The organism is Janthinobacterium sp. 78 (assembly GCF_003096775.1).
In the GTDB taxonomy this organism is placed as follows: domain Bacteria; phylum Pseudomonadota; class Gammaproteobacteria; order Burkholderiales; family Burkholderiaceae_D; genus Janthinobacterium; species Janthinobacterium tructae.
The window spans coordinates 748,281-773,731 of the sequence record NZ_QENT01000001.1 but is presented as its reverse complement, the minus strand read 5'-3'; the positions used below and the strand labels follow the sequence as shown (position 1 = coordinate 773,731).

General features: G+C 61.7%; 20 protein-coding genes. 9 read left to right on the top strand and 11 right to left on the bottom strand.

Annotated features, from left to right (window positions below; translation table 11 throughout):
* Positions 1-41 precede the first annotated feature (41 nt).
* The 9 genes from creC to rpsL all read right to left on the bottom strand — a co-directional run bounded on the left by creC (position 42) and on the right by rpsL (position 11,477).
* Complete coding sequence (creC, locus tag C8C92_RS03320) at positions 42-1,463, bottom strand: two-component system sensor histidine kinase CreC (protein WP_116743013.1); 1,422 nt, start codon at positions 1,461-1,463, stop codon at positions 42-44.
* A complete protein-coding gene (creB, locus tag C8C92_RS03315) occupies positions 1,460-2,146 on the bottom strand; it encodes a two-component system response regulator CreB (RefSeq protein ID WP_116745832.1) in 687 nt (228 codons plus the stop codon). Before creB ends, creC begins: the two co-directional genes overlap by 4 nt.
* Before the next feature lie 100 nt (positions 2,147-2,246).
* Positions 2,247-3,092 carry a DUF817 domain-containing protein gene (locus C8C92_RS03310; RefSeq protein WP_116743012.1) on the bottom strand — a complete coding sequence of 282 codons (846 nt, stop codon included), beginning with the start codon at positions 3,090-3,092 and terminating at the stop codon, positions 2,247-2,249.
* Positions 3,093-3,237: 145 nt separating this feature from the next.
* The gene (locus tag C8C92_RS03305) at positions 3,238-6,000 is read right to left on the bottom strand and encodes a TonB-dependent receptor (protein ID WP_243420099.1); all 2,763 of its coding nucleotides are present in this window, start codon (positions 5,998-6,000) and stop codon (positions 3,238-3,240) included.
* Between the two features lie 496 nt (positions 6,001-6,496).
* Positions 6,497-6,814 (bottom strand): 30S ribosomal protein S10, encoded by a 318-nt coding sequence (gene rpsJ, locus C8C92_RS03300; RefSeq protein WP_010394389.1) that lies wholly within the window; start codon positions 6,812-6,814, stop codon positions 6,497-6,499.
* Between the two features lie 179 nt (positions 6,815-6,993).
* Positions 6,994-8,184, bottom strand: coding sequence for an elongation factor Tu (gene tuf, locus C8C92_RS03295; RefSeq protein ID WP_096233366.1), 1,191 nt, complete (start codon positions 8,182-8,184; stop codon positions 6,994-6,996).
* Between the two features lie 72 nt (positions 8,185-8,256).
* Positions 8,257-10,362 (bottom strand): elongation factor G, encoded by a 2,106-nt coding sequence (fusA, locus tag C8C92_RS03290; RefSeq protein ID WP_099760934.1) that lies wholly within the window; start codon positions 10,360-10,362, stop codon positions 8,257-8,259.
* Positions 10,363-10,470: 108 nt separating this feature from the next.
* On the bottom strand, positions 10,471-10,941 hold the full coding sequence (rpsG, locus tag C8C92_RS03285) for a 30S ribosomal protein S7 (RefSeq protein WP_065310159.1): 471 nt from the start codon (positions 10,939-10,941) through the stop codon (positions 10,471-10,473).
* Positions 10,942-11,093: 152 nt separating this feature from the next.
* Entirely contained in the window at positions 11,094-11,477 is a 384-nt protein-coding gene (gene rpsL / locus C8C92_RS03280; RefSeq protein WP_010394376.1) for a 30S ribosomal protein S12, read from the bottom strand.
* A gap of 433 nt (positions 11,478-11,910) precedes the next feature.
* Between rpsL and C8C92_RS03275 the strand changes: the two genes are divergently transcribed.
* A complete protein-coding gene (locus tag C8C92_RS03275) occupies positions 11,911-13,836 on the top strand; it encodes a phosphoethanolamine transferase (RefSeq protein WP_116743010.1) in 1,926 nt (641 codons plus the stop codon).
* A gap of 9 nt (positions 13,837-13,845) precedes the next feature.
* On the opposite strand, the gene C8C92_RS03270 is transcribed toward C8C92_RS03275, so the two are convergent.
* Positions 13,846-15,429: a DNA mismatch repair protein MutS gene (locus tag C8C92_RS03270; protein ID WP_116743009.1), complete on the bottom strand. Its 1,584-nt coding sequence runs from the start codon at positions 15,427-15,429 to the stop codon at positions 13,846-13,848.
* Positions 15,430-15,676: 247 nt separating this feature from the next.
* Between C8C92_RS03270 and C8C92_RS03265 the strand changes: the two genes are divergently transcribed.
* Genes C8C92_RS03265 through C8C92_RS03230 form a run of 8 tightly spaced genes read left to right on the top strand, consistent with a single transcriptional unit; the run spans position 15,677 to position 23,935 of the window.
* Positions 15,677-16,942, top strand: coding sequence for an efflux RND transporter periplasmic adaptor subunit (locus tag C8C92_RS03265; RefSeq protein WP_099760936.1), 1,266 nt, complete (start codon positions 15,677-15,679; stop codon positions 16,940-16,942).
* Between the two features lie 34 nt (positions 16,943-16,976).
* Positions 16,977-17,693 carry an ABC transporter ATP-binding protein gene (locus tag C8C92_RS03260; RefSeq protein ID WP_099760937.1) on the top strand — a complete coding sequence of 239 codons (717 nt, stop codon included), beginning with the start codon at positions 16,977-16,979 and terminating at the stop codon, positions 17,691-17,693.
* A 9-nt stretch (positions 17,694-17,702) separates the two neighbouring features.
* Positions 17,703-19,025, top strand: a complete 1,323-nt coding sequence (locus C8C92_RS03255) for an ABC transporter permease (RefSeq protein WP_099760938.1) — start codon at positions 17,703-17,705, stop codon at positions 19,023-19,025.
* Between the two features lie 37 nt (positions 19,026-19,062).
* The gene (locus tag C8C92_RS03250; protein WP_099760939.1) at positions 19,063-20,301 is read left to right on the top strand and encodes an FtsX-like permease family protein; all 1,239 of its coding nucleotides are present in this window, start codon (positions 19,063-19,065) and stop codon (positions 20,299-20,301) included.
* Positions 20,302-20,329: 28 nt separating this feature from the next.
* Positions 20,330-21,682 (top strand): sigma-54 dependent transcriptional regulator, encoded by a 1,353-nt coding sequence (locus tag C8C92_RS03245; protein WP_099760940.1) that lies wholly within the window; start codon positions 20,330-20,332, stop codon positions 21,680-21,682.
* Entirely contained in the window at positions 21,682-23,001 is a 1,320-nt protein-coding gene (locus C8C92_RS03240; RefSeq protein WP_099760941.1) for an ATP-binding protein, read from the top strand. The genes C8C92_RS03245 and C8C92_RS03240 overlap by 1 nt, the downstream gene beginning before the upstream one ends.
* Positions 22,998-23,096, top strand: a complete 99-nt coding sequence (locus tag C8C92_RS03235) for a PEP-CTERM sorting domain-containing protein (protein WP_306594714.1) — start codon at positions 22,998-23,000, stop codon at positions 23,094-23,096. Before C8C92_RS03240 ends, C8C92_RS03235 begins: the two co-directional genes overlap by 4 nt.
* A 59-nt stretch (positions 23,097-23,155) precedes the next feature.
* The gene (locus tag C8C92_RS03230) at positions 23,156-23,935 is read left to right on the top strand and encodes a spermidine synthase (RefSeq protein WP_099760942.1); all 780 of its coding nucleotides are present in this window, start codon (positions 23,156-23,158) and stop codon (positions 23,933-23,935) included.
* Positions 23,936-23,950: 15 nt separating this feature from the next.
* Here C8C92_RS03230 and C8C92_RS03225 read toward each other — a convergent pair whose 3' ends face one another.
* Entirely contained in the window at positions 23,951-25,435 is a 1,485-nt protein-coding gene (locus C8C92_RS03225; protein WP_116743008.1) for a PLP-dependent aminotransferase family protein, read from the bottom strand.
* Positions 25,436-25,451: the final 16 nt, after the last annotated feature.

Genomic DNA, 25,451 nt, shown 5'->3' with positions numbered 1-25,451 from the left:
GTGCGCTGATGATGCGTTGCGTGTGAAGTCAAAAAATACACTCAGGCCAGCGGCAGGCACAGGCGGGCGCAGGCGCCGCCATCGGGATGATTGAGCACTTCGGCCGTGCCGCCATGCAGGGAAGCGACCTCGCGCACGAAGGGCAGGCCCAGGCCCGTGCTCTTGCCAGCAGTCGGGCGCGGCAGGGAATAGAAGCGCTCAAAGACGCGTTCCAGCGCATACGCGGGGATGCCCTCGCCCCGGTCGCGCACGGCGATTTCCACCTGGCTGCCGTGGCGCTGCGCCGTCAGCTCGATGCAGCTGCCCGGTGGCGCGAAGCCGGCCGCGTTGTCGAGCAGGTTGCCCAGCGCCTGGCGCAGCAGCAGGGCGTCGCCCGCCACACTCCCCTCTTCCGCCTGCACCTGCAGGCGCACGCCGCGCGCCGCCAGGGTGGCCGCGCCATCCTGCGCCACTTGCGCCAGCAGCGGCCCCAGCGCGATGCGCTCGGGCTTATCCAAGCGCTGCTGCTTTTCCACGCGCACCAGGGCCAGCAGCTTGTCGATCAGCTGCCGCTGGCGCGCATTCTGTTCCAGGATACTGGCGAGGAACTGGCGCCGCTCGGCCGGCGGCATGTCTTCCTGCAGCAGCTCGGCCGATGCCTGGATGGCGGCGATCGGGCTTTTCAATTCATGCGCCAGGGTGTGCATCAGCTGCTCCACGTATTCCTTGCCTTCCAGGCGCGTGCGCATCGCCTCCAGCGCCCGCCCCAGGGTGCCGATCTCGTTGTTGCCCAGCGCCGGCAGCGCCACCTTGCGCCCTGCTTCCACGTCGCCGATGTAATGCATCAGCTTGCCCAGCGCATGGTGCAGCCACCAGGCGAATGCCAGACCGATCAGCAACGACAGCAGCAACAGGATGGCGCCGCGCTGCAATATCTTGCGCTGGCTGCGCTCGACAAAGGCTTGCACGCTGGCATTCGGTTTGGCCACCGTCAGCACGCCGATCACTGCATTGCCGTCGCGGATCGGTGCGGCCACGTGCATCACCGTCGACATCTCGTCGTCGGGCCGGCTGCGCGTGCTGCGCGCGCCATACTTGCCCTGCAAGGTGAGATATACGTCATTCCAGCGCGAATAGTCGCGCCCCACGTCGCGGCCGCTGGAATCGAACAGCACGATGCCGTGCCGGTCCGTGATGGTGATACGGTAGTCGAGCGTGCGCTTGCGCACGCCATTGATATTGACGTCCACGCCATGGCGCGCATAGTCCTGCATGCGCTCGGCCACGGGCGACTGTGCCAGCGTGCCCGCCTTCAAGTCGGGCGCCACCAGGCCGGCCAGCAGTTGCGAGGTATCGACCAAGGTGTCTTCCAGGGTTGAGCGCACACCCGGCTTGACCTGCTCCATGAAGACGTTCAGCAAGAACCACGCGGCCAGGCCGACGATCAGGAAGTAGCCGAGCAGGATGCGCAGGCCGATCTTCATGCGCCGGCCAGGCTGTAGCCGAGGCCACGGTGGGTGTGGATGGGGTCGGCCTGCGCATCGATGGCGCGCAGCTTGGCACGCAGCGATTTGACGTGCGCGTCGACGGTACGCTCGAGCGTGTCGGGCGCTGCGCTCCACACACGCGCCATCAGTTGCGCGCGCGACAGCACGTGGCCGGGATGCTCGAGCAGGGTTTTCAACAACAGGTATTCATAGCGGGTCAGGTCCAGCGGCTGGCCGTGAAACAGTACTCTCGCCTCCAGCGCGCGCAATTCGAAGCGCGCCGGCGCCGGCGCTGGCGCGGCGCCTGCGCCTGCGCCTGCGCGGCGCAGGATGACGCGGATGCGCGCCACCAGTTCGCGCGGCGAGAACGGCTTGGTGACGTAATCATCGGCGCCGATTTCCAGGCCGACGATACGGTCGATTTCATCGCTGCGGGCCGTCAGGAAAATCACCGGCACCTCGGAAAACTGGCGCAGCCGGCGGCATACTTCCAGCCCGCTCATGTCGGGCAAGCCGATATCGAGCACCACCAGTTGCGGTGCGGCCTCACTGCGCAGCACGGCAAGCGCCTGCTCACCCAAGGTCACATGGCGCGGCGTAAAGCCGTCCGTGCGCAAGGCATAGGCGATGCTGTCGGCGATCGCCTGTTCATCTTCCACGATCAGAACAGTCTTGGACATGGCGGCGGCACACATTAATGGACAAGTCCGGAGTATCCCTGAAGCGGGCAAGCGGCGTCAATCGCGCGCCTTGTCGTGCGCGGGCAAAAAGCCGCCCGAGCTAAGGCTGGGCGACGTGGATGCTGGCCTTGATGTGCTTGAGGTGGGCCACGATAGTGAACGTCATCACCACCAGCAGCGACCATGAACTCCATTTGCTGACATGCACCACCGACCAGGCGCCAAGCTGGTTCGGATAACGCCACACGCCCCAGAAAGTGCTGATGTTTTCGGCCAGCCAGATAAAGAAGCCGACCAGCACAAAACCGAGCAGCAAGGGCATGCTGCGGTCGCGGTCGAGCGGACGGAACACCACGCTGGTGCGCGCGTACAAGCCCAGCGCACAGGCGGCCAGATACCAGCGGTAGTCGCCGATGTAGTGATAGGTGAAGAAGTTGGCGTAGATGAGCAGCGCGATCAGCACCGCCATCCAGTACGGCGGATGGTGGCGGATCCGCATGTCGAGCAGGCGCCAGGTCTGGATGATGTAGCTGCCGACGGCCGCATACATGAAGCCGGAAAACAGGGGCACGCCGAACACCTTGGTATAGGCGAAGTCGGGATAGCTCCAGGACTGGATCGTCCCCGAAACCTTGAACACTTCCAGCGCGAAGCCGACCGCATGAAACAGGCAGATGGCTTTCAACTCATCCCACGTTTCCAGCCCGCTCCATACCATTGCAACCTGGATCGCCAGCGCGACCAGCAGCAGCACGTCATAGCGCGGCAAGCCGAACAGGCCGGCGCGCGGCACCAGGAACACGGCAGCAAAAAACAGCCCGACGAACAGGCACGCCCTCGCCTCCTTGATGCCGAAATACAGGAATTCGGTCAGGAAGCGCGACCAGCCGCGCAAGCGCAGACGTGGAGTCGCATTTAACAGGTGGGTATCGAGGGCATTGAGCATGCGGCAACTTTATCGTCCAGCCTCAGCACTGTAAAGCGATATCCCCCCATGCATCGATGGCAGGGCAAAAAAAAACCAGGCACGAGGCCTGGTTTTTGACACGCCCGGCATTGGCACCGGGCGGTGGGGTATCAACTGACGATGATCAGAGGAAGGTGTAGCTGGCCGTTACGCCGATACGACGCATCTGGAACGATTCAGCGTAGCCTCTGCGCCATTGCACCGGTCCAGCCTTGTCGAACAGATTGTCAATGAACAGGCTCAGACGCGTGTTCTTGATGCCGCCGTACGACAGGTTGTAGTCGACCGTGGTGTTGCTGCCGACGCGCGAGCAAACACCCATGTTCTCAGCCGAAACCTTGTTGGTGACGCAGTAGGTCGGCGAAGTCTGATTGTCGTTGCTAAAACCGCTGGCGTAGTTCAGGGTCATGCCGTGGTCGAACGAGCCGGCCTTCAGGCTGGCGCGCAACTTGGTTTTCAGACGCGAACCCAGGTCATAGTTACCTGCCAGGTTGGTGTCATAGGCATTGTCGGTCACGCTGAACTCCTGGTATTTCCACAGGTAGCTACCTTCCAGTTTCAGGCGAACCTGGCCGATACTGGTGTTGAAACGGCCACCCGCATCAAAGTCGAAGCCCGAAGCACGGGTCTTGCCGCTGTTGACGTATGGGTTGTACAGCAGGCCGATCACGCCAACGCCGCCGAAGTTGGTCGTATTGCCTGGTGCGTACTTCTTCACCAGTGCCAGGAATTGCGCATCGGAAGCCGAGTTATCAACACGCACCAGCTGTCCGGCTGGCAGACCAGCTTCGCCGCGCAGAATGTCAGCCACGCCACGGGTACCGATTTCGTCCTTGCGTTCGATATGGTAGTAGTCCAGTGCCACGGTCCAGTTCTTGACCGGCTCAAAGACGAAACCAGCGGTGATCGAACGCGAGGTTTCCGGTTTCAAGTCCTTGTTCGCCGACACGAAGCTAGGAACGCCGCCTTTGCAATCACTGTTCTGGAAGGTGTTGCCCTGCGCTTTGTCAGCGGGGGTGACGGCTGGATTGTCTTGTACCAGTTTGTTCAAGGCACTGGCGGTTGCGCAGCGGCGTGGATCGCTGACATCGGTGGCAAACGAGCTGCGGCCCAGACCGTTACCGGTTTCAACGATGTTAGGCGCGCGGAAGCCGCCAGCGGCCGTGGCACGCAGCAACAGGGTATCGGTCGCGTTGACGCGCAAGCCCAGCTTCGGCGAGAAGTGCACATCGCTGTTGGTGGACTTGTCGGCACGTACCGCGGCGCTCACTTCCACACGCTTGACCACCGGAATGGTCGCTTCCGCGAACAACGCGTAGTGATCCATGGTGTCCTTGACCTGCAGGCCGGCGATGCCGACCAGGTCACCACGCAGCACATTGTCCGAGCTGGCCATCTCATACTTTTCGCGGCGGATATCGGTACCGAATGCCACGCTCAAAGGACCGGCAGGCAGTTGCGCCACTTCACCGGACACGGTTGCGTCGACGAAGGTGATTTTCGACTCGCCCTTGGTGGTACGTACAGGGAACATCGATTCCAGCAGCGCGGTATCGTTTTGCTGGCCGAACTTGTAAGTGCCGTTGACGATGGCATTGTTGTAGCCGGTGGCGCTCACGGCACGGGTGGCCTTGGTGGCTTTCGAGTTCATGTAACCGACTGCGGATTTCCAGTCGAAATTGCCGATATCGCCGTTCAGGCTCAGCATGACGCGCGTCTGGTCGGACTCGGTGCGGTTGAAGTTGAAGCCGTTGCCGGTGTCCATCATGCGGGCACGGTATTCCACCGGTACGCCGTAAGGGTTGTTGGCGTGGCCAACTGGCAATTTTGGATAGAAGTACGGACCGACCATCTTGCCGTTGATCGCGTCGTACCAGGTGCTCGACGACGTGGTGGCGCTACCGTTGCTGACGTTGAATGGCGTGACGATGTAGTCGTTGCTGGCGCCAGCATTGGTGATCTCGAAGTTGGCATCGATGCTCTTGCCGATACGGAAGTGCGTGTTGCTGGCCAGCGCATAGCGCTTGGCATTGGTAGTCAGGCCGCTATACGGCAGAATATCCATCTTGCACAGCTTGTCTTTCGGGTCGATCTTGTCGGCCGGGCAGCCTGGCGCAGCAACGATGTTCGTGCTGTTCAGGAAGTAATTGCCGGTTGGCGAGAACGCGCTTGGGGCATCCCAGGTCGAACGGCCCGGGGTCTGGCGGTGCCAGTCCGGATAGTGGCTGCTCAGGTCGTCGACGGTGTAGCCGTCGTTTTTGTAGGCTTCGTATGTCAGGTAGGTGTTGAAACCATCCTTGTCGATATCGCCGTAACCGATGATGCCGGAAACATTGCGGCTGCGCTGGTCTTTGAAACCGTCGGTTTCCTTGTAGTTGCCGGTGATCTTGGCGCCTTCAAAGTTTTTCAGCAGAATGATGTTGATTACGCCAGCAATGGCGTCGGAACCGTAGATTGCCGAAGCACCGTCTTTCAGGATCTCGATGCGCTCGATGGCGGCAGCCGGGATCGCGTCCAGGTTGGTGAAGTTCTGTTGTGCGCCATCGGCGAGGCCGTATTGTGCAATGCGGCGGCCATTGACCAGCACCAGGGTAGCGACCTTGCCCAGGCCACGCATGCCCACGCCCGAGGAACCCGTGGCAAAGCTGCCGGAGCTGTTGCTCGACGAGTCGATTGAGGTGCTGATGGCGGCGGAGGAATTCAGGATGCCCAGCGCCGTGGTCTGGCCGGTGCGCTCGATGTCGTCGCGGGTCAGAACCTGCAGCGAGCCGGCTGTTTCAGCTTCGGTACGCTTGATACTACTACCGGTGACTTCGACGCGCTGCAGTTTTTCTACAGGCTCGGCAGTTGTTTGTGCTGTGGCGTATTGAGAGAAGGCTAATGTCAATGCAATTGCAAGCGTGCTTTTCTTCAACCGTGGTGTATTGTTATTTACCGTACTTTTCAAGACTACTCCTCAAATATTATTTTCGTTTTGTAAATCGATACGTCTTGTTGACCGTTTTTGTAAAAAAGTCATACATTCCCGCCGTATATTACAAATTTCTCACATTGAGGCCACGCAAGGAAGGGGAAAATTAACAATTGTTGTTTTAATCCGACTTTATCCGCCAACTTGTTGTTTTCCGGGATCAATTTGGCCTGTGCCGGCCTGCTCCGCCAGTTTGGATAACGAGAGAAAAAGAAAGTAAAGCGGAGAAAGAGAACGGGAGGGTGAAAGATGTACGGCGTAAACACAATACTGCGGGCCAATAGCAATGGGGCCGGGCGCACTCACGCTTGTGAGCAGGCCCGGCCCCATCATCAGGCAGCGGGACACCCCGCCGGCCTGGAACAGCTGTCAATACCTGGTGCTACGGTATTGTCAGCCGCCCTTGAAACTCTTATTGCAGTTTGATTTCAACATCAACACCAGCTGGCAGGTCCAGCTTCATCAGCGCGTCAACGGTTTTGTCCGTTGGGTCAACGATGTCCATCAGGCGTTGGTGCGTACGGATCTCGAACTGATCGCGCGAAGTTTTGTTGACGTGCGGGGAACGCAGCACATCGAAACGCTGAATACGGGTAGGCAGTGGTACTGGGCCTTTGACGACAGCGCCGGTGCGCTTCGCGGTTTCAACGATTTCCAGAGCGGACTGGTCGATCAGTTTGTAATCGAAAGCCTTCAGGCGGATACGGATTTTTTGGTTTGGTGCCGACATGATATTTCCTTAAAAGAACGAACCGCGCGGTCTGCACGGCAATGAGGTCATACTGGAATTTCTGACGCAACAACCGTCAGGGTCGACATGATAGCACCAAAATGCTTGCCAACCCCGCCAGTTGAATAAAAAGAAGGGCGCCGGGCGACGACGCGTCTTCTTTTATGCAGGCTTAAGAATTAAGCCAGGATTTTTGCAACAACACCAGCGCCGACGGTACGACCGCCTTCGCGGATAGCGAAGCGCAGGCCTTCTTCCATCGCGATCGGGTTGATCAGCTTGACGGTGATCGACACGTTATCGCCTGGCATAACCATTTCTTTGTCTGCTGGCAACTCGATCGAACCAGTCACGTCCGTTGTGCGGAAGTAGAACTGTGGACGATAGTTGTTGAAGAATGGCGTATGACGGCCGCCTTCGTCTTTCGACAGAACATAGATCTCGCCGGTGAAGTGCGCATGCGGCTTGATCGAGCCTGGCTTGGCCAGAACTTGACCACGTTGCACGTCTTCACGCTTGGTGCCGCGCAGCAGCAAACCAACGTTGTCGCCTGCTTGACCTTGGTCCAGCAGTTTGCGGAACATTTCCACGCCGGTGCAAGTCGTTTTGACGGTATCGATAATACCAACGATTTCGATCTCTTCGCCGACTTTAACAATGCCGCGCTCGATACGACCGGTCACAACGGTACCGCGACCCGAGATCGAGAATACGTCTTCCACTGGCATCAGGAAAGCACCGTCAACAGCGCGCTCTGGCGTTGGGATGTACGAATCGAGGGCATCGGCCAGACGCAACACTGCATCCACGCCCATTTCGCCTTCTTTGCCTTCCAGCGCCATACGGGCCGAACCTTTGATGATAGGCACGTCGTCGCCAGGGAACTCATACTTCGACAACAGCTCGCGCACTTCCATTTCAACCAGTTCCAGCAGCTCTGCGTCGTCGACCAGGTCGCACTTGTTCAGGAACACGATGATGTATGGAACGCCAACTTGGCGAGCCAGCAGGATGTGTTCGCGGGTCTGTGGCATTGGGCCGTCAGCTGCGGAGCATACCAGGATCGCGCCGTCCATCTGCGCAGCACCGGTAATCATGTTTTTGATGTAATCGGCGTGGCCTGGGCAGTCAACGTGCGCGTAGTGACGCGCTGCCGTTTCGTACTCGACGTGGGCGGTGTTAATCGTGATACCGCGCGCTTTTTCTTCTGGTGCTGCATCGATCTGGTCGTATGCTTTAGCTTCGCCGCCGAATTTCTTCGACAGAACCGTTGCGATTGCAGCGGTCAGCGTGGTTTTACCGTGGTCGACGTGGCCGATGGTGCCGACGTTGACGTGCGGCTTGGTCCGTTCGAATTTACCTTTTGCCATTTTATTCTTCCTTAGAACAATGATTTAAATGTAGGGACCGGCATTCTCGTGAAAGCCGGCCCGGAACTTCTATTACTTAGCTTTCGAGCTTACGATCGCTTCAGTCACATGCTTAGGTGCTTCAGCATAGTGCTTGAATTCCATCGTGTAAGTCGCACGACCTTGGGTCGACGAACGCAACGATGTGGCGTAACCGAACATTTCCGACAGAGGCACTTCGGCCTTGATGATCTTGCCGCCACCACCAGCAATTTCATCCATGCCTTGCACCATACCGCGACGCGACGACAGATCGCCCATCACGGTACCGGCGTAGTCTTCCGGCGTTTCCACTTCCACGGCCATCATCGGCTCCAGGATGACAGGCGATGCTTTGCGGCAGCCATCTTTGAATGCCATCGAAGCGGCCATGCGGAATGCATTTTCGTTCGAGTCAACATCATGGTACGAACCGAAGAACAGCGTGACTTTAACGTCAACAACTGGATAACCAGCCATCACGCCCGAAGTCAGCGTGTCGCGCACACCTTTTTCAACTGCAGGGATGTATTCGCGAGGAACGGTACCGCCCTTGATCGCGTCAACGAATTCGAAGCCCTTGCCCGGCTCTTGCGGTTCGATCTTCAGAACCACGTGACCGTATTGACCACGACCACCCGATTGCTTGACGAATTTGCCTTCCGACTCTTCGCACACTTTACGGATCGTTTCGCGGTAAGCCACTTGTGGCTTGCCGACGGTCGCTTCAACGTTGAATTCGCGCTTCATGCGGTCAACGATGATGTCCAGATGCAACTCGCCCATACCGGCGATGATGGTCTGGCCCGATTCTTCATCGGTACGCACGCGGAACGATGGATCTTCTGCTGCCAGGCGGTTCAGCGCCAGGCCCATTTTTTCCTGGTCGGCCTTGGTTTTTGGCTCGACTGCCTGCGAAATCACCGGCTCAGGGAAGACCATGCGCTCCAGAACGACGCTTGCCTTTTCGTCGCAAAGCGTATCGCCAGTGGTGGTGTCTTTCAGACCCACGACGGCAGCGATGTCGCCAGCGCGCATTTCCTTGATTTCTTCGCGCTCATTGGCTTGCATCTGCACGATACGGCCAATACGCTCACGCTTCTGCTTCACGGAGTTCAGGACCGAATCGCCCGAATTCAACGTGCCCGAATAGCAGCGGATGAAGCACAACTGACCGACGAACGGATCGGTTGCGATCTTGAACGCCAATGCCGAGAATTTCTCATTGTCGTCAGCAGCACGTTCAACTGGCTGCTCGTCCTCGTCCAGACCTGGGACAGGTGGAATGTCGATTGGCGATGGCAGGTACTCGATGACCGCGTCCAACATGGCTTGTACGCCCTTGTTTTTAAAGGCGGTACCGCACAGCATTGGAACGATTTCGCTGGCGATGGTACGCTGACGCAGAGCAGCCTTGATCTCGGCTTCCGTCAGGTCGCCTTCTTCCAGGTACTTGTTCATCAGTTCTTCGGACGCTTCAGCAGCGGCCTCAACCATGTTTTCGCGCCACTTGGCAGCTTCAGCCGCCAGATTCGCTGGAATTTCGCCGTATTCAAACTTCATGCCTTGCGAAGCGTCATCCCAGATGACCGCTTTCATCTTGACCAGATCGATAACACCGGTAAAGAGGTCTTCAGCGCCGATAGGCATCTGAATTGGCACTGGGTTGGCCTTCAGACGCGAACGCATCTGATCGTAGACCTTGAAGAAGTTGGCGCCGGTACGGTCCATCTTGTTCACGAAGGCCAGACGTGGCACTTTGTATTTGTTAGCCTGGCGCCAAACCGTTTCCGATTGTGGCTGCACGCCGCCGACTGCACAGTAAACCATGCAGGCGCCATCCAACACGCGCATCGAACGTTCTACTTCAATGGTGAAGTCAACGTGGCCTGGGGTGTCGATGATGTTGATGTGATGCGGAGGGAAATTGTTTGCCATGCCCTTCCAGAAGCACGTAACAGCAGCCGAGGTAATCGTGATGCCGCGCTCTTGCTCTTGCGCCATCCAGTCGGTGGTGGCAGCGCCATCATGGACTTCGCCCAGCTTGTGGTTCACGCCCGTGTAGAACAGGACGCGCTCGGTGGTGGTCGTCTTACCTGCATCGATGTGAGCGGAGATACCGATATTGCGGTAGCGCTCAATGGGGGTCTTGCGGGCCATAATTAATCCTAAATGAATGGACAAAACCGAGCAGCATTTTTTTGCAAAAATGAGCCCGGCCTCGAACAACAGATGCTTGACAGCCGCCTTGCGGTAGCTGGCTTTATATTAGAAGCGGAAATGCGAGAACGCTTTGTTCGCTTCAGCCATACGATGGACTTCGTCGCGTTTTTTCATCGCGCCGCCACGGCTTTCAGCCGCTTCCATCAGCTCACCGCCGAGGCGTTGTGGCATCGATTTTTCGCTGCGCTTGTTAGCAGCTTCACGCAACCAACGCATGGACAGAGCCATACGACGGACTGGGCGAACTTCGACCGGCACCTGGTAGTTTGCACCACCGACGCGACGGGATTTCACCTCAACCAGCGGCTTGGCGTTGTTGATTGCGGTAACAAAAACTTCGAGCGGATCTTTGCCCGATTTTGCTGCGATGTGCTCGAAAGCACCGTAGATGATGTTTTCTGCAACCGATTTCTTACCGGACAGCATCAGCACGTTTACAAATTTAGCGACATCAGTGTTGCCGAATTTTGGATCTGGCAAAATTTCGCGCTTGGGTACTTCACGACGACGTGGCATATCAATTCCTTTCAATCTTCAGTTGAGCGCGCGTTCTTCGCACACTCGCGGACGACCATCATAGTCTTCCACTTACTCGACCAGATGCGGTCGACTACATTCACTTAGCTAGTTGCCACTGAGCGAAACTTGGGTTTGCTGCGTACAACTTATTACTTCTTGCCTGCTTTAGCGCGCTTGGTACCGTACTTCGAACGCGATTGCTTACGGTCTTTAACGCCTTGGGTATCCAGAGCACCGCGAACCATGTGGTAACGCACACCCGGCAAATCCTTGACGCGACCGCCGCGCAACAGCACAACACTATGCTCTTGCAGGTTATGGCCTTCACCGCCAATGTACGAAATGACTTCGAAACCATTGGTCAGGCGAACTTTAGCGACTTTACGCAGAGCCGAGTTAGGCTTCTTTGGAGTCGTGGTGTAAACACGTGTGCAAACGCCACGTTTTTGCGGGCTGTTTTCCAGCGCCGGCGATTTGCTCTTCACGGTCAAAGCGACGCGTGGATTGCGAATCAATTGATTGATGGTTGGCATCGTTATAAATCCAACAAAAAACTACGATTAATAACCCGGGCAAGATGCCCGGCGACTAAAACCTCGTCCCACTTTCATCTACTGCGCACCGGAGGCGCCCGCAGCCACTCGTTAAGGAGCGGCCATGAAATGCCAAGTAATGCGTAAACGATGAGCAGAATAAAATCGAGAACTCGCTAGTTTAGACCTTGTGTTACAGGGGGTCAATCAGTTTACCGCTTTTTGCTATAAAAAAAGGCAAAAAAGAGGCGCTTTTGTGGCATTTTGACTAATCTTTGGCTGCGGTGCGCAGACGCCGGCACCTTGTGGTGCTTGATGATTTGGCACTCTTTCTCTGCAACCAAGCATCTGGCACGCGTATTCTTGTACGACCGCAAGACAACAAAAGGATTGATAATAGCGGACATTTTTCGCTGCCCTCCCGCCCTCCCTTATGCGCTTCCTGCTTCGCCCTGCCACTGTGTTCCTGCTCCTGACGTATGCCTTGCTGACGGCCGTGCCCTTCGTCCCCGCGCTGCTGGGGCGTGCGCCCGAGCATCCCTGGCAGATGCTCACCTTCGAGCTGCTGGCCTGGCTGGCTGTCTGGAGCGTGTTCAAGCGCCCCGCCTGGTTCCACTGGCTGCTGGTGCCCGCCTTCCTGGCCCTGCCGACGGAAATCTACCTGTTCATCTTCTATGGCCAGGGCATTTCCACGCACCACCTGGGCATCATCTTCGAAACCAGCCCCAAGGAAGCGATGGAATTCCTCGGGCAAAAAGTGTGGCTGATGGGCGCCGTCATGCTGGGCGTGATCGCCTGGTGCGGTCTGGCTTGGTATGCCGCCACGCGCACGCGCGACCTCGACTGGCGCGGCAAGACGCGCCCGGCCGCCTTCGTGCTGCTGACACTGCTGGGCGGTTTCTGGTGGTATGGCTACGAATTCGGTTTCGAGGCCAAGGTTCTGCATGGCGCGCCAGCATCGGCCAAGGCCAGCCATCCGGCGGCCAGCGGCAAGGCGGGCGCCTCCGGCTTCGGCGACGCCAGCTCGGCCGAAGACGACACGGCCGAGGAAGACGAGGAAAGCAGCAAGCCGGAGAATGCCAGCATCGCCGGCGCCGACGAAACGGGCTTGGGCTGGCCCAGCCTGCCCCACTGGGCACGCCTGCCCTACGCCTTCGACACCATCAGCAATTCCTGGCCATTCGGCCTGGCCGCGCGCGGCTTCGATTTCTACAAGGAACGCAAGTACCTGGCCGAGCTGGGACAGAAAAGCAGCAACTTCCGTTTCGGCGCGCACCAGCAACAGCCCGATGCCCATCCGGAAGTGGTGGTCATGGTGATCGGCGAATCGTCGCGCTACGACCGCTGGAGCCTGAATGGCTACGAACGCGACACCAATCCCCTGCTGAAACAGGAGCGCAACCTGGTGCCGCTGGCCGACGTCATCACGGCCGTGTCCGCCACGCGCCTGTCCGTGCCCGTCATCATCTCGCGCAAGCCGGCCACGCAAAGCCTCAAGGATGGCTTCTCGGAAAAATCCTTCCTCACCGCCTACAAGGAAGCGGGCTTCAAGACTTACTGGCTGTCGAACCAGATCTCGTTCGGCCAGTTCGATACGCCCGTGTCCGTGTTTGCCAAGGAAGCGGACGTGGTGCAATTTTTAAACCTGGGCGGCTTTACCAACAATTCGAACTTCGACCAGATCCTGTTCGACCCGTTCAAGAACGCGCTGGCCGATCCGGCGCCGAAAAAACTCATCGTGCTGCACACGCTGGGCAGCCACTGGAACTACAGCCAGCGCTATCCGAAGCAATTCGACAAGTGGCAGCCATCGCTGTTCGGCGTCAACAAGCCCGTCTACACGGACACGGCCATCAAGCCGCAGCTTAACAACAGCTACGACAGTTCCATCCTGTACACGGACTGGTTCCTGTCGAACGTGATCGGCATGCTGAAGGACGATGGCCAGCGCACCGCCCTGCGCAGCTCGCTCGTCTACGTGGCCGACCATGGCCAGACCCTGTACGACGGCACCTGCCGCCTGGCCTTCCATGGCCACAACACGCAATTCGAATTTCACGTGCCCGCCTTCGTCTGGTATTCGCCGCAATTCCAGCAGCACTATCCGGACAAGGTGACGCAGCTGCAGCGCCATCAGAAGGCGCGCCTGTCGACGGAAAACATGTTCCACACCCTGCTCGACCTGGGCGACATCCGCTTTGCCGGCGAACAGCCCGAATGGAGCATCGCCAGCCCCCGCTTCAAGCAGCACAAGCGCTACGTCGATAGCTACGGCTGGACCAACTACGACAACGCCATCATCCGTGGCGATTGCCGCGAAGTGATCGACAAGAGCACGCCGGAAAAGCAGGACAAGTAAGGGCGGCCATCAGGCCCGTTCGAGCACGCCGCCGCAATCGGCCGGCTGCGCCATGTGCGTGCTGAGCCAGTCGAAGACGCGGCCCGCCTTGTCCGCGATGCCGGCGTCGAAATCGCGCTGCGCCAGCAGGGCGATGCCATTTGTTGCTTGCAGCACGCCGGGTGCCAGCAGCAGCGCGCCCCCTTCATCGCGGCGCACGCACCACGGCGCCAGGCAGTCTTCCAGCAGCGGCCCCAGCACCAGGTTGTGCGACGAGACGATCACCAGGTGGCGCGCGGCCAGGGGATGCAGCACGGCGGCCGCGGCCGCCACCGATTCGAGGTGGTTGGTGCCGCGGAAAATCTCGTCGATCAGGAACAAGGCCGGCACCCCCGCTTCGGCCAGCGCCAGCAATTCGCGCGCGCGCCGCAATTCGGCGATATAGAGACTTTCGCCACCATCGAACGAATCTTCATTCTGCATGCTCGAATACAGGGGCAGCATGGGTACCCGGGCCGTCTGCGCATAGCAAAAGCCGAAGGCGCGCGCACTGATCAGATTGAGGCCCACGGCGCGCAGCAAGGTACTCTTGCCGATGGCATTCTGGCCCGAGATGAAGGCGCCGCGACCATCGAGCTGCAGCGACAGCGGCATGGCGCCGTCCAGCAGCGGATGCACCATGGCATCGAGCGACAACTGCCGCGCATCGGCTTGCTGCGCCCAGCAAAACTGTGCGCGACCGCGCAGGTGGCGCGCCAGAGCCAGGTCCGCCTCCAGGTCGGCCAGCAGCAGGAAACTCTGGCGCAAGAAGGCGCGTTCGCGCCGCACCACGCGCAGGCTGTGAAAGTAGCGCCGGATATTGCCCAGCATGAGCCAGTCATCATATTCGCTCAGCATAGGAATCATCTTGATCCAGCGTACCGGCGTGATCTGGCGGTTGATCACGCCGGCAGCCCGCCCACCTTCGCGCAGGTCCACCGTGAACGCCATATCGAGCGCGCCCAGGCGGCCATGCACCAGCAGTATCTGCTGCAAGGTAAAGACGCTGCGCTCCCACGGTTTGCAACGCTCATAAAAACGCATCTGCAACGCCATCAGCGAGAGCCAGACGGGCACCGCGACGGCCCATGCCAGCGGCGCAAACAGCCACGCGGCCAGCAGCGACACCAACAGCGCCAGGGTCGGCAGCAGCAGCCAGCGGCTCCACCACGGTGGTGCTGGCGGCGCAGCGCCGCACAGCAGCGCTGCCACTTCCCTGTCTGCCGTGCGCAGCGGCTGCATGGCTTGCTCGATCACCGCCATCTGTGCCGGCGCGGCCAGCAAGGCCGCGATACGCGCCCGCGAGGCGGCGCCCGCCATGCCGCTGGCCAGGCGCTGATGCAATCGCTGTTGGCCAAGAATGCTGGTCTGCGTGGCCAGTTGCGCATGGTAGGCGTCCAGCAGCATTTCATCCCAGGTCTGTTCATCGAGCTGGACCGGGCCAGCTTCGACCTGCTGCAACACGGCAATGTCGCTGCGGGCAAACGGGTAATCGAATTCCGCCGGTTCAGGCAGGCTGGCAAACTGGCGCAGCCAGGGACGCAGGCGGGCAAAAAGGGAGGGCGAAGGCGACATCATGCTCCAAAGTAGAGGACCAGCATGGCGCCGCACGCCATCACTGCATGGGCCGCAGATCAGGTCGATTGCCAGAATATCAAGATTCATGCGCACACGCCGCGACACTTCCGCGCACGCGGACACCGCCTGGACAGCGCGGACACGGCGGACAGCCGGACGCCAAAAAATTTTCCGATTCAAATCAACGACTTAATAACTGGCACGGATCGTGCACTAGAAAAATCATTCTCCACGAGACCTGACCATGATTCGCGATACTTCCTCCCAAGACGCCGTGCTGTCCGCCCCACCGGGCCAGCGCCACAAGCAACGTGCCCTGCTGCTGGCCGGCGCCGTCATCGTCATCGGCGGCGCCATCGCTGCCGTTGCCGGCTGGCGCAACAGCGAGCATTCCGTCAACAGCAGCCGCCTGCGCATCGCCGAGGTCACGCGCGGCACCCTGATTCGCGACGCCGCCGTGAATGGCCGCGTGGTGGCCGCCATCAGTCCCACCCTGTACTCGACCACGGTAGCGACCGTAACCCTGAAGGCCAAGGCCGGCGACACGGTGAAAAAGGGCGACATCCTGGCCGTGCTGGAATCGCCTGACCTGTCCGACGCCTTGAAGCGCGAGCAATCGAGCGTGCAGCAACTGGAAGCCGAGGTAGCGCGCCAGCAGATCCTGGCAAAAAAACAGAAGCTGCTGGCGCGGCGCGAAGCCGATACGGCGGAAATCGAACGCCTGTCCGCGCAGCGTACGCTGGAACGCTATGAAAGCGTGGCGCAGGTGGGCATCATCGCCAAGATCGATTACCAGAAGGCCAAGGATGCCTTGAATTCTGCCGACATCCGCAGCAAGCACGCTTCGCAGGCGGCAGGCCTGGAAAGCGAAGACGTGACCCTGGCCTTGAAAACCAAGGCGAATGAACTGGAACGCCAGCGCCTGAGCCGTGACAACGCCCAGCGCCGGGTCGACGAACTGACCGTGCGCGCCCCCGTCAACGGCTTCATCGGCACCCTGTCGGTCGCCAACCGCAGCGTGGTGCAAGCCAATACCGCCCTGATGACCCTGGTCGACCTGTCGCAGCTGGAAGTGGAGCTGGAAGTGCCGGAAACGTATGTGGCCGACATGGGCCTGGGCATGCGCGCGGAAATCGAAACGGGCGCCATCAAGGCGACAGGGAAACTGTCGGCGCTGTCGCCCGAAGTGGTCAAAAACCAGGTACTGGCGCGCGTGCGTTTCGATGGCCAGCAGCCAGCTGGCCTGCGCCAGAACCAGCGCGTCACGGCACGCCTGCTGATCGATGAAAAACCGAATGTGCTGATGCTGGCGCGCGGCTCCTTCGTCGAAGCCGAAGGCGGCCGTTTCGCCTACGTCGTGCGCGACGGCGTGGCGATGCGCACGCCGATCAAACTGGGCGCGACCAGCGTCACGGCAGTGGAAATCCGCGATGGCTTGAAACTGGGCGACAAGGTGGTCGTCGCCGGCACGGAAAACTTCGCGAACGCCGCGCGCGTCTCGCTCAACTGAATCTCCTTCATCTCACTCTACAAGAGGCCCCTCCATGCTGCGCATGCAAAACCTGAGCAAAGTCTACCGTACCCACATGATCGAAACCCACGCGCTGCGCGGCTTCGACATCCATGTGCAACAAGGTGAATTCGTCACCGTCACGGGACCGTCCGGCTCGGGCAAGACGAGCTTTCTGAACATCGCCGGCCTGCTGGAAGAATTCACCGACGGCGAATACATCCTCGACGGCGTCAACGTCAGGGGCATGGACGACAATGCCCGCTCGCGCCTGCGCAATGAAAAACTCGGCTTCATCTTCCAGGGTTTTAATCTGATCCCCGACCTGTCGCTGTTCGACAACGTCGACGTGCCGCTGCGCTACCGGGGTTTCAACCGCGCCGAACGCAAGGAGCGCATCGAGGAAGCGCTGGCCAAGGTGGGCCTGGCATCGCGCATGAAACACTATCCGGCCGAACTGTCGGGCGGCCAGCAGCAGCGCGTGGCGATCGCGCGCGCGCTGGCCGGCTCGCCCAAGCTGCTGCTGGCCGATGAACCGACCGGCAACCTGGACACGCAAATGGCGCGCGGTGTGATGGAACTGCTGGAAGACATCAACGCGCAAGGCACCACCATCCTGATGGTCACGCATGATCCGGAACTGGCGCTGCGCAGCCAGCGCAATGTGCACATCATCGACGGCCAGGTGTCGGACCTGGTGCAACACAGTGCCACGTTGTCGGCCAGGCCGCAGCACCCCGTGACCGCGTAAGGAGAGAACATGTTCCGCTACTATTTCACACTGGGCCTGCGCAGCCTGCGCCGCAACCGCGCCCTGACCGCATTGATGATACTGACCCTTGCCGTCGGCGTCGCCGCCAGCGTATCCACCGTCACCATCCTGCACGCCATGTCGGGCGATCCGCTGCCGCACAAGAGCGACCGCCTGTTCGTGCCGTTGATCGACATCCTGCCCGTGAAAGGCTATGTACCCGGCGAAAAACCGGGCTTTTCACAGATGCAGATGAGCTATATCGATGCGCAGAACTTCATGCGCAGCAAAATGGGCGTGCGCCGCACCGTGATGTATGGCGTGGCCGGCCAGGTAGAACCGGCGCGCAAGGATATCGGTTCCTTCTTCGCCCAGGGCATGGCGCCCACGCGCGACTTCTTCACCATGTTCGAACCACCTTTTTTGCATGGCCAGCCATGGAGCGAAGCCGATGACGCCAGCGGCGCCGACGTGATCGTGCTCAGTCGCGCCCTGGCCGAAAAACTGGTGGGGACCAGCAATCCGGTAGGCCAGCGCGTGACGGTGCTGGGCCGCCCCTACATGGTGACGGGCGTGCTGAAGACCTGGGAGGTGGTGCCGCGCGCGCATCACATTATCGGCAGCAAGGGAGCGTTCGGCCCGGAGGACGAATTCTTCATTCCGTTTGCCAGCGCGATCCGCCACGAGACCGTGCACGATGGCGGCATGAGCTGCAACGGCGACAATGTCGCGCCCGGCTACCAGGGCATGCTGGCGTCAGGCTGCACCTGGCTGCAGTTCTGGTTCGAGATGGCCAGCAGCAGCGAGCGTGGCCAGCTGCAGCAATACCTGGACGCCTACGCAGGCGAGCAGCGCAAGCTGGGACGCATGATGCGCAACGCACCTAACCACCTGTACGACCTGAAAGAGTGGATGGCTTACCTGCAGGTAGTCGACAACGACAACCGGCTGGCTGCCTGGCTGGCCTTTGGTTTCCTGCTGCTGTGCCTGGTCAACACCATCGGCCTGCTGCTGGCGAAGTTTTCGGTGCGCGCCTCCGAAGTGGGCATCCGCCGCGCACTGGGCGCCACACGGCGCGACATCTTCCGCCAGTTCCTGATCGAGACGGGCGTGATCGGCCTGGCCGGCGGCGTATTGGGCCTGCTGCTGGCGTTTGGCGCGCTGGCCGTGGTCAGCCAGCAATCGGAAGAGCTGGGCACCGTGGCGCACATGGACTTACCGATGCTGTTGCTGACGTTTGCCATGTCGGTTGCCGCCGCCCTGCTGGCCGGCCTGCTGCCCACCTGGCGCGCCTGCCAGGTCACGCCGGCGATTCAGCTCAAGTCCCAATGAAGCCGATCACACACACTTACCCACTATGAGGTCCAGCATGGAAATCCGTCCCATCCTGTCGGCGCTGATGCGCAGCAAAACCGGCGCCATCCTGGTGGCCGTGCAAGTGGCCATCAGCCTGGCCATCCTGGCCAACGCCCTGTATATCGTCAACGTGCGCCAGGCCGTGGCCGCGCGGCCCACCGGCGTGGCCGCTGAAAACGATATTTTCTATGTCAATGTGCAGAACATGGACCGCGGCGGCCACCAGCGCCAGCTGGCCGAACAGAAACGCCAGGCTGCCCTGCTGCGCGCTTTGCCGGGCGCGATGTCGGTGGCGCAAACATCACAGGCCGTGCTGTCACGTTCCGGCAACATCACCAGCGTGTCGGCCAAGCGCGGCCAGGCCACGCCCAGCGCCGAAGTGTCAACCTACTTTAGCCCCGATTCACTGTTGAAGACCTATGGCTTGCAACTGGTCGAAGGACGCGACTTCCGGCCCGACGAGGTGCCAGAGATCGACGACGATGTCGAGGACACCTATCCCAAGGTGCTGATCCTGACGCGCCTGGCGGCGCAGAAAATCTGGCCCGGCGAGACCAGTTTTGTTGGCAAGACATTGTACAAGGGCACCGGCGATAACGACCCGGAACTGCGCGTGGTCGGCATCGTCGAACGGCTGCAGACCCAGGGTGCCCAGGTCAAGCCCAGAGGCGAATATTCGGCCCTGCTACCGGCGCGCCTGACGGGTGGGCGCGATTCGCTGATGTATGCCGTGCGCGCCGAACCGGGCCAGCGCGACCGCCTGATGCAGGAGGCGGCCCAGGCGATCCGCACCTCCACCACGGATCGCATCCTGGTGCGTATCGACACACTGGAGCAGCACCGCCAGGAACGCTACCGGGCCGACCGCGGCCTGTCATGGATGCTGATCACCGTCTCGACCCTGCTGCTGCTGGTGACGGCCAGCGGCATCGTCGGCATCGCCAGCCTGTGGGTGACGCAGCGCAGGAAGCAGATCGGCGTGCGGCGCGCCCTGGGCGCGCGCCGCGTCGACATCCTGCGCTACTTCCTGACCGAAAATTTCATGATCACCAGCGTCGGCGTGGCTGCCGGCGTACTGCTGGCCCTGGGCTTGAACCAGCTGCTGGTGAGCCAGCTGGAAATGGCGCGCCTGCCTCTGCCCTACTTGCTGGGTGGCGCGGCCGTCTTCTGGCTGCTGGGCCTGGGCGCGGTGTACGGCCCGGCATGGCGCGCAGCCAGCATTTCGCCAGCCACGGCCACCCGCAGTACCTGAGCCGGCACCTGAGTGATATGCTGCGCGCATGCCTACCGTACTGATTATTGACGACAATGCCGCCGTGGCCATCGCGCTCGACGTGCTGTTCTCCCTGCACGAGATCGACGCCGTGCGCGCCGCCTCGCCCGAGGAGGGCCTGCACCTGCTCGAGCGCCACGCCATCGACCTGGTGGTGCAGGACATGAACTTCACGGCCGACACCACCTCGGGCGAAGAAGGCAGCGCGCTGTTCCACGCCATCCGCGCGCGCTACCCTGACCTGCCCGTGATCCTGCTGACGGCATGGACCCAGCTCGACGCCGCCGTCGACCTGATCAAGTCCGGCGCAGCCGACTACCTGGCCAAGCCATGGGATGACCGGCGCCTGATCGCTTCCGTGCAGAACCTGCTGGAACTGGGGCAGGCCAACCGCGCGCTGCGCCAGCGCGTGGTGGCCGAGCGGCGCCAGCGCCACGCGCTGGAACACGACTTCGATTTGCGCGGCATGGTGTGGCAAGACCCGGCCACCGAAAGAGTGGTGCACCTGGCGTGCCAGGTGGCGCGCGCAGACGTGCCCGTGCTCATTTCGGGGCCGAACGGCAGCGGCAAGGAACGCATCGCCGCCATCGTGCAAGCCAATTCGCAGGTCGCCAGCGGCCCCTTCATCGTGCTCAATTGCGGCGCCGTGCCGGTCGAGCTGATCGAAGCGGAACTGTTCGGCGCCGAGGCGGGTGCCTATACCGGCATCACGCGCGCGCGCGACGGCAAGTTCGACGCGGCCGACGGCGGCACCCTGTTCCTCGACGAAATCGGCAACCTGCCGCTGGCCGGACAAATGAAACTGCTGCGCGTACTGGAAACGGGACGCTTCGAGCGCCTCGGCTCGAACCGCGAGCGGCAAGTGAAAGTGCGCGTCATCAGCGCCAGCAACGCCGACCTGCCGGCGATGATCAAGGCCGGCACGTTTCGCGAAGACCTGTTCTACCGCCTGAACGTGATCGAACTGCGCCTGCCGCCGCTGGCGCAGCGCCCGTTGGATATCCTGGTACTGGCGCGGCATTTCCTGGGCAGCGAAAAAACCCTGGACGCGCAGGCGCAGGCGACCCTGCTGGCGCACGGCTGGCCGGGCAATGTGCGCGAACTGAAAAATGTGATGCAGCGCGCCAGCCTGCTGACGGCAGGCCCGGTGATCGGTGCGCAGGAAACGGGCTTGCCGCTGGCGGATGTCGCCTCGCCGCGCGCACCGCAGGATGGCGCCGCGACGGAACCGGACCGCGACAGCGTCACTGCGGCGCTCACGCGCGCACACGGCGTGGTGGCGCAGGCGGCGCAGGAACTGGGGCTGTCGCGCCAGGCGCTGTACCGGCGCATGGAACGCCTGGGCATCGCGCGCGGCTGATGGCCTACCGTCCCATGCGCCTCTCCCTGCTCACGCGCTGGACGGCGCTGATCGTTACCTTGCTGGTGCTGGGCATCGTCATCGCCCTGCTGCTCGCGCATTTTTTGCCAGATCAGCCGCTGCTGGTGCTGGCCGGCACCCTGCTATGCGTGCTGCCGGTGGCCGTCATTACCATCCGCGCGCAGCTGCAAGCGATGCTGTCGCTGTTTCGCGCCTTGAGCGGTACGGTCGCCAGCTACCAGGACGGCGACTTCGGCTTCAGCTTGCGCTGGCCGCAGAACGATGAACTGGCCGACCTGGTGGCGGCCCACAATGCGCTGGGCGACGTGCTGCGCAAGCAGCGCCTGGACCTGGTGCAGCGCGAACTGCTGCTCGACACCATGGTGCAAAACACGCCGGTGGCCATGCTGCTGGTGGCCGAGGGTAGCGCCATCGTCTACGCCAACCTGGCCGCGCGCCAGTTGCTGCACCACGGCCGCCGGCTCGAAGGACGCCACCTGGCCGACATCGTGCGCGAGGCCGCGCCGGCCCTGGCCGAGGCGCTGGCGCGCCGCAACGACGGCTTGTTTACCAGCGGCGAGGGCGAGCAGGAAGAGGTATACCACCTGGCGCGGCGCAGCTTCAGCCTGAACGGGCGCAAGCATGAACTGCTGCTGCTGCGCCAGCTGACGCTGGAACTGCGGCGCCAGGAAGTGCAAACCTGGAAAAAGGTCATCCGCGTCATCAGCCATGAGCTCAACAACTCACTGGCGCCACTGGCCTCGCTGGCCCATTCCGGCGCCGAGCTGGTACGCCGCGGCCAGACCGAACGCCTGCCGCAAATCCTCGCCACCATCGAAGAGCGCACGCGTCACCTGGAAACCTTCATCCTCGGCTATGCGCGCTTTGCCAAGCTGCCCGCGCCGCGCCTGGCGCCATGCGAGTGGCAACCCTTCCTCGACAGCCTGGCTTCGCAAGCGGCCTTCACGCTCGACGGCCCGCCGCCGGCGCAGGCAGCCGTGTTCGATGCGGCGCAAATGCAGCAGGCGCTGCTGAACCTGCTCAAGAATGCGCTGGAGTCCGGCTCCAAGCTCCAGCATATCGGCCTGCACGTCAGCCAGGCGCATGGGCAGCTGCGCATCGAAGTGCGCGACCGGGGGCCGGGCATGAATGGCGCCGTGCTGGAAAATGCGCTGGTGCCGTTTTACTCTACCAAACGCAGCGGTACGGGACTGGGCCTGGCACTGGCGCGCGAGATCGCCGAAGCGCATGGCGGACGCATCACCCTGGCCAACCGCGAAGGCGGCGGACTGGCGGTGACATTGATTCTTCCCTTTTGAACCTGGTTCCGGTTGCCGAGCCGGAAACGTATGCCATGCTGCTGGCCGGCCTGGGCATACTCGGCTTCCTGGCGCGGCGCCGCAAGCAATCTTGAGCTCCCCTCCCAAAAGACGCTGCAGCGTCTTTTTTTCAGTCGGCTGCTACACTGACGCCATGACGACCGACTTTACCTCCACCAGCCATACCGCCTTCAGCCACCCGGGCCACCCGCCGGCCACCACCACAGAACACCGCGGCATCCGCTACCTGCACCTGGGTACCAAGTGGGTGCAGGGCGCCATGCGCCTGGACAAACCCGATGCCATCGAGCTCGAATACGTGCAGATGATGATGATGTGGATGCTGTTCAAGACGCAGCCAAAACGCATCGTGCAGCTGGGACTTGGCAGCGCCGCGCTGACCAAATTCAGCTACCGCCGCTTCCCCGACGCCACGGTCACGGCCATCGAACTCAATCCGAACGTGATCGCCATCTGCGGCGCCCAGTTTGCGCTGCCGCCGAACGATGCGCGTCTCGACGTGCGTGAAATGAATGCGCTCGACTTCGTGCTCGATCCTGCCAACCATGGCACCGTCGATGCGCTGCAAGTGGACCTGTACGACGAAGACGCGCGCGGCCCCGTGCTCGACACGCCCGAGTTCTACCAGGCTTGCCACGACTGCCTGACGGACGACGGCATCATGTGCACGAATGTCTTCGGTGACTTCCCCAACTACGACAAGAACTTGCAGGCGATGGAACTGGTCTTCGACGCCGTCGTCTGGGTGCCGGAAACGGAAGATGAAAACATCGTCGTGCTGGCCTTCAAAAAATCGCCATCGCTCGACTTCAGCGACTTGTACGAACGTGCCGCCACCATCAAGAAGCAATTCAACCTGCCCGCCAAGAACTGGGTCAACGGCTTGAAGCAGTGGATGCAGGACCAGCAGTAAGGCAGTAGCGCCGCATCACACCGGCAGCAGCGCGCCCAGGCGGCGCGCCAGGCCGTCCATGTTTTCGGCCGGCACCTGCGCATAACCGAGCAGGAAACCGTTCCAGCCGGCGCCCTCGCCCCTCCTCTCGCCCGTGCCATGCGCCGACAGCGCCAGCGCCACGATGCCGTCCTGCGCGGCGCGGCGGCTCAACGCCAGGTCATCCCACTGGACGTCTTGAAAACGCAGCGCCAGGTGCATGCCGGCCGTGCCGCCATGGATGACCGCGCCCGCACACGCATGGCGCTGCAATGCCTCGCTCAAGGCGTCGCGGCGCTGGCAATACAGGCGGCGCATGCGGCGCACATGGCGCGCAAACAGGCCGCTGCGCAGGAACTCGGCCAGCGCCAGCTGTTCGGCCACGCGCCCCCGTGTGGCGCCCTGCGCCTGCATCTGCGCGAAAGCCCCGGCCAGCCCTGCCGGCACGACAATAAAGGCCAGCCGCAAGGCGGGAAACATGGTCTTGCTGAAGGTACCCAGATACACGACGGGCGCATCGCTCACCAGTCCCTGCATGGCCGCCAGGGGCGGACCGCCATGGCGAAATTCGCTGTCGTAATCATCTTCGATGATCAGGGCGCCGGCGGCGCGGGCACGTTCGAGCAGCACCATGCGGCGTGCGGGACTGAGCACGCTGCCCGTCGGATACTGGTGCGACGGCGTGGTGTAGATCAGGCGCGGCGGCGCCGCGCTCCAGTCGTCATCCGTCGGTGCGATGCCATCCATGTCGACGGCGATGCCCGTCACCTGCAGGCCGGCGCCACGGCCCGCCGCCAGCGCGCCGCCATAGCCAGGGTGCTCGATCCACAAGGTGTCGCCCTGGTCGGCAAAGGCGCGCAGGCACACATCAAGGCTGCTCTGCGTGCCGTCCGTGATGAACACCTGGCCCGCATCGCAGACGACGCCGCGCGCGGCGCGCAAATGGTCGGCGATGGCCATGCGCAGCTGCGGCTCACCGGCAGGGTCGCCGTAATTGAGCTGGCGCGGCGTCAGCGCGCGCCACGCGCGGTCCAGCATGCGCCGCCACTGCGCCAGCGGGAATTCGTCGAGCGCCGGCACGCCAGGCGCGAACGCCCCCATCGCGTCGGCGGGAAACACCACCGTCGCATTCCTGTCCTGTCCCGCCACGCCGCGCAAATGTTGTGCGCGGCGCGACAAGCCATCCTTGCTGCCAGCCGGCGGCGCCACCACCGGCCGGCCGACGTTGCCGGCGACCACGGTGCCGCGCCGGTCCGGCAAGACAAAACCTTCGCTGGCCAGCTGCTCGTAGGCGTACAGCACGGTATTGCGCGCCAGTCCCAGTTCGGCCGCCAGCACGCGCGTGGCGGCCAGACGCGTACCTGGCGCCAGCTGGCCACCGCGGATCGCCGCGCGCAGGCATTCATGCAGCAGGCGCTGGCGCGGCCAGCCCCGCTCGCGGTGCGTACGTTCGAAAGCGTTCAGCAGCAATGCATAATCCATGCGACCCCCTTTGTGG